Source organism: Nesterenkonia sp. E16_10 (assembly GCF_017347085.1).
In the GTDB taxonomy this organism is placed as follows: Bacteria; Actinomycetota; Actinomycetes; order Actinomycetales; family Micrococcaceae; genus Nesterenkonia.
Window position 1 is genome coordinate 381226 of record NZ_JADPSA010000029.1, and the last position, 13277, is coordinate 394502.

The following is a 13277-nucleotide window of genomic DNA, read 5'->3' on the forward strand; positions in this document are numbered from 1 at the left end:
TGGTCACCGGGCAGACGCCCCTGGAACGGAGGGGCGCCTGTCACGGTGCACTGCTCACGCTAGGCCGGCAGGTCGGTCCCGCATCACAGTGGTGGGCGAACCCCCGCAGGGACTACGTGGGAACCCCCGTGATTCCCCGTGGTGGGGTTCGCGCCCAGGTCAGCCGGGGCATGGCACAGCAGCCCAGGCGCCGCGGCGGCACCAGGCCAACCGCTGGTGCGGCACTCGCTCAGGCGGTGCGGAGACCGTCCTCGGCCTCGTCCTGGAGCATCCGACGCAGCGCGTGGCGCGAGTCCAGCGCGAGCTTCCCCAGCGCGTTCGCCACGTGGTACTCCACGGTGCGCACCGAGAGGACGAGCTCCTCGGCCACGTCCTTATTGGACAGACCGTGGCCGACCATCAGTGCGATCTCCCGCTCGCGGGCGGTGAGTGCGGCCAGCGCGAACCGCGCCTTGGAGCTGAGTCCTGCGGGCAGGTCGATCATCCGCGCGCGTCCCACGGCATCTGGCAGGGCGCCGCCTTTGCGCAGCGTTCGGAAGACCTCATCGGCCTGATGGAAGAGCCCCTCCGCGCCGCATCCCTGGAACATGGACCCGGCCCAGAGCACCCATTCGGAGCTCTGCTCGACCTTCTCCTGCAGCGAATCCATGCCGAGCACCACGCACTGCGCCAGATCCAGCGCGAGGAGTCCGCGGTAGATGCTCAGCGCTCCGCCGTCACCGGAGACCTGACTGGATTTCAACGCCGGGATCCCGGAGATCGTGGTCATCGCCGCGCTGAGGTGCTCATACGCTGTGACATGTTTTCCGGCCCCCATGGCGGCCAGTCCGCGCAGGTGCCGCAGCACATACTCGCGCTGCGCGGCGGAGGAGTGCTCATCAGCACGGACCTTGGTGATCAGTGCTGGCAGCGCCTGGGCCCGGCCGCTGTGGAACAGTGATCGGCCCAGCAGCACTGCCGGGGTGATCGCCCGGGACCAGATGTTGAGCTCGGCCTGCAGCCCGAGGACGCTGCTGATCACACGCTCATGATCCTGTGCGCAGGTGGCACCCCAGGCCTCGACGAATCCTCGGCCCGCGCGCCCGAGGCTGGTGTCGGTCATGCGGTGGATGTGTGCGCGCAGGTCGAAGGGCCAGTTCTGCCCCTCCCGCTCCCCGCGGGCCGCGGGCACCAGGTGGGCAGCGTTGAACGCCACCGGGGCCAGGTTGTCCTCGCTGATGTCCAGCACCTCGGCGGCGGCCGATTCGGCGAACCCCTGGGCCTCGCTCCACATCCCGGCCTCGAAGAGCAGGTAGGTGAGATGGATCTCGGCGTGCGCCAGCGCGCGACGATTTCGTCCGGGCCAGTTCTCGACGGCGGAGATCAGGTCCGAGTAGGCCTGGGAGAGGTGGCCGGTGGTGCGCAGCAGCGCGCCGCGCGCCACCAGCAGCACCAGCTGGGCAGACTCCGTGCCTGGAATCTGACGAACCTCCTCGAGGAGCCCCTCGACCTCCTGGGAGAACAGCTCGGGCTCAGCGGCATCCATGCCTTCCAACAGTCGCCAGAGCTGAAGGCTGACCCGCAGCCCGCGTGCCTCCGCCAGCAGCTGCTCGGTCGTGGCCATTCGGATGTGCAGGGTGGGATCCTCGGCTTCGAGACGTGCTTCGAGCAGCTGGAGCACCTCGACGGTTCGTTCAGCGACCTTGAAGAGCTGCCAATAGGAGCCGCGGAGACCCGTGGTGCGCGAGGCGCTCAGGACCGTGTCGGCATAGCACAGCAGTGCCTTCGGCGAGGCCTCCTCCAGACCGACGCCCCCGGCCAGAAAGCCCAGTGTGCTCTGCAGATCTCCGCGGATCAGACTCTCCCGGGCCAGGATCCCCCGGCGCAGCACCGGATGGACGTTCTCGTGGCTCTGCGCCCAGCTGATCGTCGAGTCGATGGCGAACCGGGTGCCGGCGCGCATCGCGGCGAAGGTCAGGGCCTCCAGAGTGTCCCCGGATCGGTCCACCTCGAAGGCGAGTCGGCTCAGCTCGAGGGTCTCGGCATGATCGCTGGTCCGGCTCGCGGTGCGCGCCGCCTCCGTGAGCGCCGCAACGATCGCCGGGCGGTCTCCCACGGAGGGATCCAGCAGCGCCGCCTCCGCACGGTGACGCGCCGAGGAGGGCCCCGCATCCAGGCGCGCCAGGCGCAGGTGCAGATCCGCCCGCTGCTCGCGCGGGAGACCGGCCACGAGGCCCTGTCGGAAGATGTGGTGGGTGAGGAAGAACCGACCGGACCTGACCGATTCCTGGACCAGGCCGGAGTCTCGCAGCGCGGCGGCGTCCACCGCCTCGATGCCGAGCAGGTCACGGATCTCGTGGATCGCCAGCGGATAGCTGGAGAGGCCCAGCAGCGCCAGGACCTCCTGCAGCTGCGCAGGAGTCTCCTCGAAGACCTGACGGATGCGCTGCCGCTGAGACTCGGCCGGCCCTTCGCCCCGGTCCAGCTGCTCCAGCGCCTCGTCCAGCGCCGCGGCGGTGATCGCCTCGTCGCGCGCGGTGAGCTTCTCGATGACGTGATCCAGGAACGCCGGGAACCCACCGGTGGCGTCGTGGATCCGCGCCGTGACATTGCTGCTGATCGGCAGCCCGGTCTCTTCCTGCAGCAGAGCGCGGACCTCGGCTCGGCTGAACGGCTCCACCCCGATGCGCAGCGCCTCCCCGGCGGTGGCGGTGTATCGCGCCAGGCGCTGCAGCTCCGGTCGGGTGCTGGGGCGGCTGGTCACCAGCGAGAGCAGCGGGACGTCTTCGACCTCGCGGATCGTCTGATAGATCACCGCGGCCGAGAGCGGGTCCATCCACTGCAGGTCCTCAATGACCAGCACCACGGGTTCGGTGATGCCGTCGACCTGTTCCTGGACCAGCGCGGCCAGCTCCTGCGGATCTGCGGGCGCATGGTAGCGCTGCGGCTTGCGCAGCAGATGCGCGGCCGCGTAGCCCGGCGTCGCCCGATCGGCGACATCGAGGTAGACATTCGCACGGGACCAGCCCGTCAGTCGGGCCACGGCCTCGTTGAGCAAGGACGTCTTGCCGACGCCCGGAGGGCCGTCGATCAGGATGAATCTCGGGTCGGAGGAGGAGTGAACGGACTCCGCAGCCGCCGCTATGAGTTCCAGCTCTGATTCTCGGCCCAGAAACCTGTGCAATCGTGACATATGAGCTCCCTGGCACAGGCGGCATCCTGAATGCTTCAGGGTACATACATGGATGCCACCTGCTGCGAGACAGCCTATGTCACGGTTGCTCCCAGAAACAGAGCTGGCAGGGAATTGTTCAAATTTATTAGATGTTGAAACCCAGGGCGCGCATCTGCTCGCGGCCGTCGTCGGTGATCTTCTCCGGGCCCCACGGCGGCATCCAGACCCAGTTGAGCCGCCACTCGTCGACCAGGCTGCCCACATGCTGTCCGACCTGCTCTTCGAGCACGTCGGTGAGCGGACAGGCCGCGGTGGTCAGCGTCATGTCGATGAGCAGCGCACCGTCCTCGGCGTAGTGCAGGCCGTAGAGCAGACCGAGGTCCACGATATTGATCCCGAGCTCGGGATCGATGACGTCCTTGAGTGCTTCCTCGACATCTTCAAGCGGCGTCTGAGCCGCGGTGACAGCGTCACTCATGGCGCTCTCCTCTCCTTCGACGTTCTGTATGTACGTGCTGTGGTCTGTATCTGATCATCTGCAGGGTCCAACGTTTCAAGTCAAGGGTCTATGCCCGGCCGCGCGCCTGGACCAGTGCGTCACGCAGTGCCATCCACCCCAGCAGAGCACATTTGATCCGTGCGGGATAGCGTGCCACACCGGTGAAGGCCGAGGCGTCCTCGAGCGCCTCCAGGCGTGCCGAGTCCAGTTCCTTGCCCCGTGCCGCCATCAGCTCCCGGAAGTGCGCCCCGAGCTCCTCGGCGCGCGCGACCGGCTGGTCCAGGACGAGCTCATGCATGACCGAGAGCGAGGCCTGAGAGATCGAGCAGCCCTGACCGGTCCAGCCCAGCGCCTGGATCCGCTCCCCCTTCGGGTCCAGCCGGACCCGGAGCGTGACCTGGTCTCCGCAGGTGGGATTGATCTGGAAGGACTCTCCGCCGTATTCGGTGAGCTCGCCCTCGCCCTGCCGCACCCGGGCATGATCAAGGATCACCTGCTGGTAGAGCTGTTCCATCGCATCAGCCATCAGTGGCCTCCTGTGTCCGAGGGTGCCGCGAAGAACCGGCGCACCTCGTGGAGCCCGGCGATGAACGCATCGACGTCCGCGGCGGTGGTATAGACACCCGCCGAGGCGCGCGCGGAGGCATGGACGCCGAGCCGTCGGTGGATCGGCTGGGCGCAGTGGTGGCCCACCCGTACGGCCACCCCCGCGTCGTCGAGCACCTGGCCGACGTCGTGCGGGTGCACCCCGTCCACTTCGAAGGCGACGACGGCGAGCCGATCGGTGGCATCCTCGGGTCCCAGCACCCGGACTCCGGGCACCAAGCTGATGCCCTCGAGCAGCCGTTGGGTCATCTGCGACTCGTGGGCGGCCACCTGGTCCATGCCCAGCTCGCGCAGGTACTTCACCGCGGCCGCGAAGCCGACGACCTGGGCGACCATCTGCGTGCCGGCCTCGAAGCGCTGCGGCGGCGGCATGAAGCTTGTGGTCTCCATCGTGACGACTTCGACCATGGAGCCGCCGGTGAGGAAGGGCGGGAGGTCCTCGAGCAGCGCATGTCTGCCGTAGAGCGCGCCCACACCCGTGGGGCCGACCATCTTATGTGCGGAGAACGCCGCGAAGTCGACGTCGAGCGCGTGCAGGTCCACCGGCATGTGGGCCGCGGTCTGGCAGGCGTCGAGCACCACATAGGCGCCGACCTTCCGGGCTCGCGCCACCAGGGCCTCCACGTCGGTGATCGCACCGGTGACGTTGGAGGCGTGGGTGATGGCCAGGATCCTGGTCCGCTCCCCGATCACGGAGAAGGTCTCGGGGTCCAGGCGGCCCTGCGCCGTGACCGAGATCCAGCGCAGGGTCGCGCCGGTCTTCTGCGCAAGCTGCTGCCAGGGCACCAGGTTGGCGTGGTGCTCGGCCTCGCTGAGGACGATCTCGTCACCGGGGACCAGCGCATAGCGCTGGATGGCCTCGGGCGTCACCGCGGCTGCCGCGGCGCTTCCCGGGGCTGCCGCGGCGGCGAGGCTGGCGTTGAGGAACCCGTAGGCCACGAGGTTCAGCGCCTCGGTGGCGTTCTTGGTCCAGACGATCTCCGCAGCGTCGGCGCCGACGAACTCGGCGACGACATCGCGCGAGGTCTCGTAGGCCTCGGTGGCCTCCTCGGCGATCTGGTGTGCGCCGCGGTGCACCGCCGCGTTGGTCTCGGCGTAGAACCTCAGCTCCGCGTCGATGACCTGCTGCGGCTTCTGCGCGGTGGCCCCGGAGTCCAGGTACACCAGCGGCTTCCCGCCGCGGACCGTGCGGCCCAGCAGCGGGAAGTCAGCCTTGACGGTGTCTGGATTCAGCATGGGGCGCTCAGGCCTGGGCGGGTGCGAGGAAGCGATCGTAGCCGTTGGCCTCGAGCTCGTCGGCCAGTTCCGGGCCACCCTGCTCGGCGACCCGGCCGTCGACGAAGACGTGGACGAACTGCGGGGTGATGTAGTTCAGGATCCGCGTGTAGTGGGTGATCAGCAGGGTGCCCATGTCGTTCTCGGAGTGGGCACGGTTCACGCCGTCGGAGACCACGCGCAGCGCGTCGATGTCCAGGCCGGAGTCGGTCTCGTCGAGGACCGCGAACTTGGGCTTGAACAGCTCCATCTGCAGGATCTCCACGCGCTTCTTCTCACCGCCGGAGAAGCCTTCGTTGACGTTGCGGTTGGCGAAGTCGGCGTCGATCTTCAGCTTCTCCATGGCTCCGCGGACGTCCTTGGCCCAGGTGCGCAGCTTGGGGGCCTCGCCGTCGATGGCGGTCTTGGCGGTGCGCAGGAAGTTGGTCATGGTGACGCCGGGAACCTCCACGGGGTACTGCATGGCCAGGAACAGCCCGGCGCGGGCGCGCTCGTCCACGGACATCTCCAGCACGTCTTCATCGTCGAGCGTGATGGTGCCGGAGGTGACCTTGTAACGGGGGTGCCCGGCGATGGTGGAGGCCAGGGTGGACTTGCCGGAGCCGTTGGGGCCCATGATGGCGTGGATCTCACCGGACTTGATGGTCAGGGTGACGCCCTTGAGGATCTCTTTGGAACCCTGCTCGGTCTCGATGGAGACGTGCAGGTCCTTGATCGCGAGAGTAGACATTCTTTGCGTGTCCTTTGCTTGATTCGTAGAAGTGCTGGTGATGGAGCGAACGAGCCGCGGCGGCCGGCGGGGCTGCCTGCGGGCGGTGCCTCTGAAGGACCGGGGTCCCTAGAAGCCGGCGATCTTCAGTTCGTTCTCCAGGTCCTGCTGGACCGTGTCCTCGATCGACTCCACGCCGATGGCCTGGACGATCTCGTTGAGGAAGCCGCGGACCACGAGCTGGCGGGCCTCCTTCTCCGGGATGCCGCGCGCCATCAGGTAGAACAGGTGGTTCTCATCGAAGCGCCCGGTGGAGGAGGCGTGTCCGGCACCCTCGATCAGTCCGGTCTCGATCTCGAGGTTCGGGATCGAATCGGCGCGGGCGCCGTCGGTGAGGATCAGGTTCTGGTTCTTCTCATAGGAGTCGGTGCCCTCGGCCGCCTTGCGGATCAGCACGTCCCCGACCCAGACGGTGCGAGCGTCCTGGCCCTGCAGCGCCCCCTTGTAGAGCACGTTGGAGCTGTTGCGTGGGGAGTTGTGGTCCACGAAGCTGCGGTGCTCCAGGTGCTGGCCCGCATCGGCGAAGTAGAGCCCGTACATCGCGGCCTCCCCGCCCTCGGCGGAGTAACGCACGTTGGAGTTCAGCCGGACGACCTCGCCGCCCAGGGTGATCGAGACGTGCTTGTACTTCGCGTCGCGCCCGACCTCGGCGTCCTGCTGGCCCACGTGGACGGCGTCGTCGTCCCAGCGCTGCAGCGAGACCACGGTGACATCGGCGCCGTCGCGCACGATGACCTCCACGTTGAGGTTGGCATCGGCGGAGCCGCGGTGCTCCATGACGAAGACCGCCTTGGAGTGATTTCCGGCCTCCAGCACGATGTGCCCGTTGGCGCGGTGACCGGCGGCTTCACCGGTGATGTCGAGGAACACCGGCTCGCTGAGCTCGGTGTTCGCCGCAACCTTGATGTGATCGGCCGTCTGGGTCTGGGTGTAGCCGACGACGGCGGCGCGGTCGGCGGCGAGGAAGACGGTGCCGCGCGGCGCCTGGGCCAGCGCGAGCTCGCCGTGGGTGACGCCGGTGGCGGTGTTGCGCACCTTCAGCGTGACCGGGGTCTGGGTAGCGGCGTCGGAGAGGACGCGGCCAAGCTTCTTCAGCGGCGAGAAGCGCCACTCCTCTTCGCGCCCGGTGGGCACGGCGAAGTCAGCCACATTCAGGCTGGTGGTGCGGTCGGCTCGGGAGCCGCCGGACTTGGCCTTCACGGTGGACTCCCCGAGGCCGCCGTGGCTGTGTTCGGTCTCCTCATGCGCGGTGGCGAGGTTCTCGCCCTCTTCGCTCATGCCTGGAATCGTGATGCGGGCTTCGCCCACCTCGACTCCTGCGACCTGTTCCGCCTGATCGGCGGACGCGGAATTCGTCATGTGTTTCTCTTCCCTTGGTTCTGATGCGCGTGTCTCTTCTGCGCGCGGTGCTGATGCGCGGGGCAGCCGGGGCTGCTCGGTGGCCGGCAGGCCCCAGTCGCCCGGAGTCGTGGTGACCCCGGGCGACTGGGTGTCCTGCGACGATCAGGCTGGGTCAGCCGACCGAGCCTTCCATCTGCAGCTCGATCAGACGGTTGAGCTCGAGGGCGTACTCCATGGGCAGCTCGCGGGCGATCGGCTCGATGAAGCCGCGCACGATCATGGCCATGGCCTCGTCTTCGGCGAGTCCGCGGGCCATCAGGTAGAAGAGCTGATCCTCGGAGACCTTCGAGACCGTGGCCTCGTGGCCCAGCGTCACATCGTCCTCACGGATGTCGATGTAGGGGTAGGTGTCCGAGCGGGAGATCGTGTCCACCAGCAGGGCATCACAGACCACCGAGTTCGCGGAGTTCTTCGCGCCCTCATTGATCTGGACCAGGCCGCGATAGGCGGCGCGGCCGCCGTTGCGGGCCACCGACTTCGACACGATGGTCGAGGAGGTGTTCGGCGCCATGTGGACCATCTTGGATCCGGTGTCCTGGTGCTGGCCCTCGCCGGCGAAGGCGACCGAGAGCGTCTCGCCCTTGGCGTGCTCACCGGTGAGGTAGACGGCCGGGTACTTCATGGTGACCTTGGAGCCGATGTTGCCATCGATCCACTCCATGGTGCCGCCGGCGTCGACCACGGCCCGCTTGGTGACCAGGTTGTAGACGTTGGTGGACCAGTTCTGGATGGTGGTGTACCGCACACGAGCGTTCTTCTTCACCACGATCTCCACCACGGCGGAGTGCAGCGAGTCGGAGTCATAGATCGGCGCGGTGCAGCCTTCGATGTAGTGGACGTAGGAGTCCTCGTCGGCGATGATCAGCGTGCGCTCGAACTGACCCATGTTCTCGGTGTTGATCCGGAAGTAGGCCTGCAGCGGGATCTCCACGTGGACGCCCTTGGGGACGTAGACGAAGGAGCCGCCGGACCAGACCGAGGTGTTCAGCGCGGCGAACTTGTTGTCGCCCACCGGGATGACCGAGCCGAAGTACTCCTCGAAGAACTCGGGGTGCTCCTTCAGCGCGGTGTCGGTGTCCATGAAGATGACACCCTGCTCCTCCAGGTCCTCGCGGATCTGGTGGTAGACCACCTCGGACTCGTACTGTGCGGCCACGCCGGAGACCAGGCGCTCGCGCTCGGCCTCGGGGATGCCGAGCCGCTCGTAGGTGTTGCGGATATCCTCGGGGAGGTCTTCCCAGGTCTTCGCCTGCTTCTCGGTGGAGCGCACGAAGTACTTGATGTTGTCGAAGTCGATGCCGGAGAGGTCTGCGCCCCACATCGGCATGGGCTTGCGCTGGAAGTACTTCAGGCCCTTCTTGCGCAGCTTGAGCATCCACTCGGGTTCGCTCTTCTTCGAGGAGATGTCCTCCACGACCGCCTCATCGATGCCACGCTTGGCGTTGGCTCCGGCGGAGTCGGAATCCGACCAGCCGTACTCGTAGGAACCGATGCCGTGGAGCTCGGGGTTGCGCTCCAGAATATCGGAGGTGACCCCCTGGTCCTTTTCGCGCTGGATCTGCTCGGTCATGACAACCTCTCTTGTTGACGGGGGGAGATGACGATTCGTTTTCGTCCGCCACTGACCTTGCGCGACGAATGTGTCGCACCGGCCGTGGCGCTGATCTGTAGTTCTGCCTCTGCGCTTGCTGCGGCGCGTTCCCGCTGCTCAGCGGCGAGCCTCTCGCGACCCACCGGCACGTGAGTGGTGCAGACATGGGCACCGGCCGCCTGGGTGGAGAGCCGCCTGACATCGACGTCGAGCAGGCGGGAGATCATATCGGTCTCCTCCTCACAGAACACCGGATGAGCCGCAGCTATTTCCCGGATCGGGCAGTGACCCTGGCACAGCTGGGTGGACTGCATGGCCAGCAGCGGGTTGTCCCGCCCCACCAGGCGGGTGAAGCCGGCGAATCCCTCCTCGTTGAAGAGCTCGGAGAGCCGCTCGGTGCGCGCATCCAGGTCTCTGATCTCGGAGAGCTCCGTCTCCCAGCGCTGCTCGAAGCCGGCGAAGTATCCGCGCGCCAGGGCGGCGGCGGCCACCTGGGTGGACTCCGGCTGGGCCGCGGCGCCTGCTTCGAGGGAGGAGTCGCGGTCGCCCTCGAGCAGCGACAGTGCGGTCTTGACCAGGCCGAGGTAATCATCGCCCATAGTGCGCTGCCCGCGCTGGGACACCACGTAGCGTCGGGAGGGTCGGCCCGCGCCGCGACGGCGCGTGGTGACGTTCTTGACCTCGAGGATGCCCTGTTCGGTCATCGCGTCGAGGTGGCGACGCACGGCGGCGGCCGTCAGCTGCAACGCGGTGCCCAGCGCGGCCGCGCTGATCGGGCCTTCTTCGACCACCAGCTGCAGGACCCGCTGACGGGTCGTGCTCTCGGCCTCGCGGACCGTCTCCCCTGCAGCCTCGGGATCGGCGACCTGAGCCGCCGGGGTGTCCACGTCGCGTGACTGCGCATCGGCTGCAGCAGACTCGGAAGCGGTGGAATACATGACCCTATTCTGACCTATTCAGAACAAAGCCGCCAGCAAGGTGCACCTAAGTTCCCGGAGACCTTCCCCACGGCGCTGCGCCATCCGCCTTGTGCCATCCGCGTTGCGCCATCCGCCCGATGCCCCGCCATCCGCCTGAGCTCGAACTGCACCTCCGCTGACTCGGCGCTCTTCTACGGGGTGTAGAAATGTAGACTGGTGCAGTGCCCCAGCATCCACCCTGCCTGACCCTGCGCCATGTGCGCTACGCCGTCGGCTCCGCTCGCAGTCCTCAGGGCCTCAAGGAGATCCTGCGGAGCGTGGACCTCACCGCGCGATCCGGCGAGGTCACGGTCCTGCTCGGCCCCAATGGCGCCGGCAAGACGACCACGCTGAGCTGCGCCCAGGGACTGCTGCGCCCCTCCCAGGGAAGCGTCACGCTGCTGGGTGAGAACCCGTTCCGGGCCGGCGCCGAGCTTCGGGCACGGGTCGGAGTGATGCTTCAAGATGGCGGCATGCCCCAGTCGGTCCAGCCCCGCGCGCTGCTGCACCACGTGGCCTCGCTGCACCAGAATCCCTGGCCGGTGGATGACCTGGTCGCTCGCCTGGACATGGGCGATTTCCTCCGCACTTCGATCCGTCGGCTCTCCGGCGGACAGAAGCAGCGGGTCGCACTCGCGGCGAGCCTGCTCGGACGCCCCGAGGTGGTCTTCCTCGACGAGCCCACCGCCGGGCTGGACCCGCAGTCCCGGCAGACCGTCTTCGAGCTCATCGGCGAGCTGCGCGAGATGGGCATGGGGATCATCCTCACCACGCACCTGCTGGAGGAGGCCCAGAAGCTCGCTGATTCGGTGTTCATCCTCAAGGACGGTGAGGTGGTTCGCCACGGGTCCGTCGCGGAACTGACCGGGGCCAGCGGCACAGGGTCCGGGGCCTCCCCCGGCGCCGCCCGCCGGATGCTGTTCACCGCCTCCAGGACCCTGACCCACCGAGAGATCAGCAGCGCCCCGGTGAGCATCGAGCTCGACGGCGGCACCGACAACGCCCCGGGAGCGGCATGGATGACCCCCAGCCTCACCGGACCGGCCCAGCTGCGCGAGCTGGCGGCCTGGTGGGAGCTGATCGACATGATGCCGGTGGAGGTCCGCATGGAAGCCCGCACGCTGGAAGACGTCTTCTGGGAGGTCTCCGTCTCATGAGCACGACCCATGCCCCGCTGGCCCCGGCGCCGCGTCCGGCGGCACGCCGGATCCTCTCGCACGGGCTCTATGAGACCCGCAATGTGCTGCGCAACGGCGAACAGCTGCTGGTCTCGCTGATCCTGCCGCTGCTGGTGCTCTTCGGCGCCCACCGCCTGGAGCTGATCACCTCCGCCGCGACCCCGAGCATCGACGTGATCACCCCGGGTGTGCTCGCGCTGGCCGTGATGGCCTCGGCCTTCACGGGTCAGGGCATCGCGACCGGATTCGAACGGCAGTACGGGGTGCTGGCATATCTGGCCACCACGCCGCTGGGGGCCACCGGCCTGATCCTCGGCAAGGCCATCGCCGTGCTGGCCGTGGTGATCGTGCAGGTGGTGGTGATCGGCACCGCCGGGATGGTCCTGGGCTGGAGCCCGGAGCCCGTGGGCCTGTTGTGGCTGGGCGTCGTCGTCGTCCTGGGTGCCACCGCGTTCACCGCGCTGGGGCTGCTGCTGGCCGGCACGGTCCGCGCCGAGGCGACCCTGGCGCTGACCAATGTCATCTGGGTGCTGCTCGGTGCCGCCGGCGGTTCGGTGTTCCCGCTCGACCACGAGGGCGCCGGGGCGCTGCTGCTGCTCCTGCCCTCCGCCGCCCTGGGTGAAGGTCTGCGCACCGCCTCTCTGGAGGGATCGTTCCCGATCCTGGAAGCTCTGATTCTCGCCGGGTGGGCCGCGCTGGCCGTCCTGGCCGCACGAAGGTGGTTCAACTGGCGATGAAATTTCCGATGAATGTGCTCGAAGTCTTCCGCACCAACCTGCCCACCCGGATCACCCGGGTCACCAAGGTGATCGCCTGGGCGACGCTGGTCAGCAATATCGCCATCATCCTCACCGGCGGGGCGGTCCGGCTGACCGCCTCGGGGCTGGGCTGCCCGGAGTGGCCGCGCTGCACCCCGGATTCCTGGGTCGCCACCCAGGAGATGGGACTGCACGGGGCCATCGAGTTCGGCAACCGGCTGCTGACCTACGTGCTCGTGCTGATCTGCGCGCTGATGTTCTTCGCGCTGCTGCGGCTGCGGCGCAGCCACCGGTCGCTGTTCCGGATGAGCCTGATCATCCTCGCCGGGATCCCGCTGCAGGCGGTCATCGGCGGGATCACCGTGTGGACCAACCTGAACCCCTGGATCGTGGCGCTGCACTTCCTGCTCTCCGCGGCACTGGTCATGGTCTCCACGATGCTGCTGAACCGGATCCGACTGGAGCTGCGAGCTGCCCGCGAGGCCGGCCAGGAGTCGAGACATGACTCGAGGCAGGACTCCCCCGCAGCACCTGGTGCGCAGCTTCAGGGCGTGGCCGGGGTCCGGATGAGCCACGGCGCCTCCGATGCCGTGACCTCCGCGATGGCCCCGGTGATCCTCGTCGCGACCTGGGTCTCGGTGTTCCTGGGCACCGTGGTGACCGGCACCGGTCCGCATGCGGGAGATCCCGGATCGCCGCGACACCTCTTCGACCCGGATCTGGTGACCCGGATGCACGTGGTCCCGGTCTATGTCCTGTGCTTCGCGGCGATCGCGCTGCTGGTGCGCCAGTACCGGATCAGCACCGCACCGAATCAGCGACGCTCGGCCTGGTCGCTGATGATCGTGATCATCGCCCAGGGGGTCATCGGCTACGTCCAGCACTTCACCGGACTGCCGGTCATCCTGGTCGGGCTGCACATGCTCGGCTCGGCGCTGCTGGTCGTCACGGCCACCGCGGTCTTCGACAGCTACCGCGCCCGGTATGTCACCCGCGGGCTCGGCGGCGACGAGGCTGTGGCGCCTGCACTCAGCACGCAGAGCGCGAGTGGGCAGAGCGCGAGCACGCAGGCCTCCTGAGCGAGCGG

General features: G+C 67.9%; 11 protein-coding genes. 3 read left to right on the top strand and 8 right to left on the bottom strand.

The genetic code is table 11. The features are described 5' to 3' along the window. Positions 1–229 precede the first annotated feature (229 nt). The 8 genes from I2487_RS10410 to I2487_RS10445 form a co-directional block, all read right to left on the bottom strand. Positions 230–3172 carry a helix-turn-helix transcriptional regulator gene (locus I2487_RS10410; RefSeq protein ID WP_207171654.1) on the bottom strand — a complete coding sequence of 981 codons (2943 nt, stop codon included), beginning with the start codon at positions 3170–3172 and terminating at the stop codon, positions 230–232. A gap of 127 nt (positions 3173–3299) precedes the next feature. Further along, complete coding sequence (locus tag I2487_RS10415; protein WP_036476317.1) at positions 3300–3632, bottom strand: metal-sulfur cluster assembly factor; 333 nt, start codon at positions 3630–3632, stop codon at positions 3300–3302. Positions 3633–3720: 88 nt separating this feature from the next. Continuing rightward, entirely contained in the window at positions 3721–4179 is a 459-nt protein-coding gene (gene sufU / locus I2487_RS10420) for a Fe-S cluster assembly sulfur transfer protein SufU (protein WP_207171652.1), read from the bottom strand. Then, on the bottom strand, positions 4179–5495 hold the full coding sequence (locus I2487_RS10425; protein ID WP_207171650.1) for a SufS family cysteine desulfurase: 1317 nt from the start codon (positions 5493–5495) through the stop codon (positions 4179–4181). The genes sufU and I2487_RS10425 overlap by 1 nt, the downstream gene beginning before the upstream one ends. 7 nt (positions 5496–5502) lie before the next feature. Then, entirely contained in the window at positions 5503–6264 is a 762-nt protein-coding gene (sufC, locus tag I2487_RS10430; protein WP_207171648.1) for a Fe-S cluster assembly ATPase SufC, read from the bottom strand. Between the two features lie 108 nt (positions 6265–6372). Further along, the gene (gene sufD, locus I2487_RS10435) at positions 6373–7662 is read right to left on the bottom strand and encodes a Fe-S cluster assembly protein SufD (protein ID WP_207171646.1); all 1290 of its coding nucleotides are present in this window, start codon (positions 7660–7662) and stop codon (positions 6373–6375) included. A gap of 154 nt (positions 7663–7816) precedes the next feature. Continuing rightward, positions 7817–9274: a Fe-S cluster assembly protein SufB gene (gene sufB, locus I2487_RS10440; RefSeq protein WP_255546177.1), complete on the bottom strand. Its 1458-nt coding sequence runs from the start codon at positions 9272–9274 to the stop codon at positions 7817–7819. Then, positions 9271–10233, bottom strand: coding sequence for a helix-turn-helix transcriptional regulator (locus tag I2487_RS10445; RefSeq protein WP_207171644.1), 963 nt, complete (start codon positions 10231–10233; stop codon positions 9271–9273). Before I2487_RS10445 ends, sufB begins: the two co-directional genes overlap by 4 nt. A gap of 203 nt (positions 10234–10436) precedes the next feature. Here I2487_RS10445 and I2487_RS10450 point away from each other — a divergent pair, with 203 nt between their 5' ends. The 3 genes from I2487_RS10450 to I2487_RS10460 are packed head-to-tail and all read left to right on the top strand — an operon-like array spanning position 10437 to position 13269. Beyond that, complete coding sequence (locus I2487_RS10450) at positions 10437–11411, top strand: ABC transporter ATP-binding protein (protein ID WP_345941401.1); 975 nt, start codon at positions 10437–10439, stop codon at positions 11409–11411. Next, complete coding sequence (locus I2487_RS10455) at positions 11408–12169, top strand: ABC transporter permease (protein ID WP_207171642.1); 762 nt, start codon at positions 11408–11410, stop codon at positions 12167–12169. Before I2487_RS10450 ends, I2487_RS10455 begins: the two co-directional genes overlap by 4 nt. Before the next feature lie 8 nt (positions 12170–12177). Continuing rightward, the gene (locus I2487_RS10460) at positions 12178–13269 is read left to right on the top strand and encodes a COX15/CtaA family protein (RefSeq protein WP_255546179.1); all 1092 of its coding nucleotides are present in this window, start codon (positions 12178–12180) and stop codon (positions 13267–13269) included. Positions 13270–13277: the final 8 nt, after the last annotated feature.

Coding starts and splice junctions, on each gene's coding strand:
- sufC (WP_207171648.1), bottom strand. CDS start 6,264: ATGTCTACTCTCGCGATCAAGGACCTGCACGTCTCCATCGAGACCGAG.
- I2487_RS10410 (WP_207171654.1), bottom strand. CDS start 3,172: ATGTCACGATTGCACAGGTTTCTGGGCCGAGAATCAGAGCTGGAACTC.
- sufU (WP_207171652.1), bottom strand. CDS start 4,179: ATGGCTGATGCGATGGAACAGCTCTACCAGCAGGTGATCCTTGATCAT.
- I2487_RS10415 (WP_036476317.1), bottom strand. CDS start 3,632: ATGAGTGACGCTGTCACCGCGGCTCAGACGCCGCTTGAAGATGTCGAG.
- I2487_RS10455 (WP_207171642.1), top strand. CDS start 11,408: ATGAGCACGACCCATGCCCCGCTGGCCCCGGCGCCGCGTCCGGCGGCA.
- I2487_RS10445 (WP_207171644.1), bottom strand. CDS start 10,233: ATGTATTCCACCGCTTCCGAGTCTGCTGCAGCCGATGCGCAGTCACGC.
- I2487_RS10460 (WP_255546179.1), top strand. CDS start 12,178: ATGAATGTGCTCGAAGTCTTCCGCACCAACCTGCCCACCCGGATCACC.
- sufB (WP_255546177.1), bottom strand. CDS start 9,274: ATGACCGAGCAGATCCAGCGCGAAAAGGACCAGGGGGTCACCTCCGAT.
- sufD (WP_207171646.1), bottom strand. CDS start 7,662: ATGACGAATTCCGCGTCCGCCGATCAGGCGGAACAGGTCGCAGGAGTC.
- I2487_RS10425 (WP_207171650.1), bottom strand. CDS start 5,495: ATGCTGAATCCAGACACCGTCAAGGCTGACTTCCCGCTGCTGGGCCGC.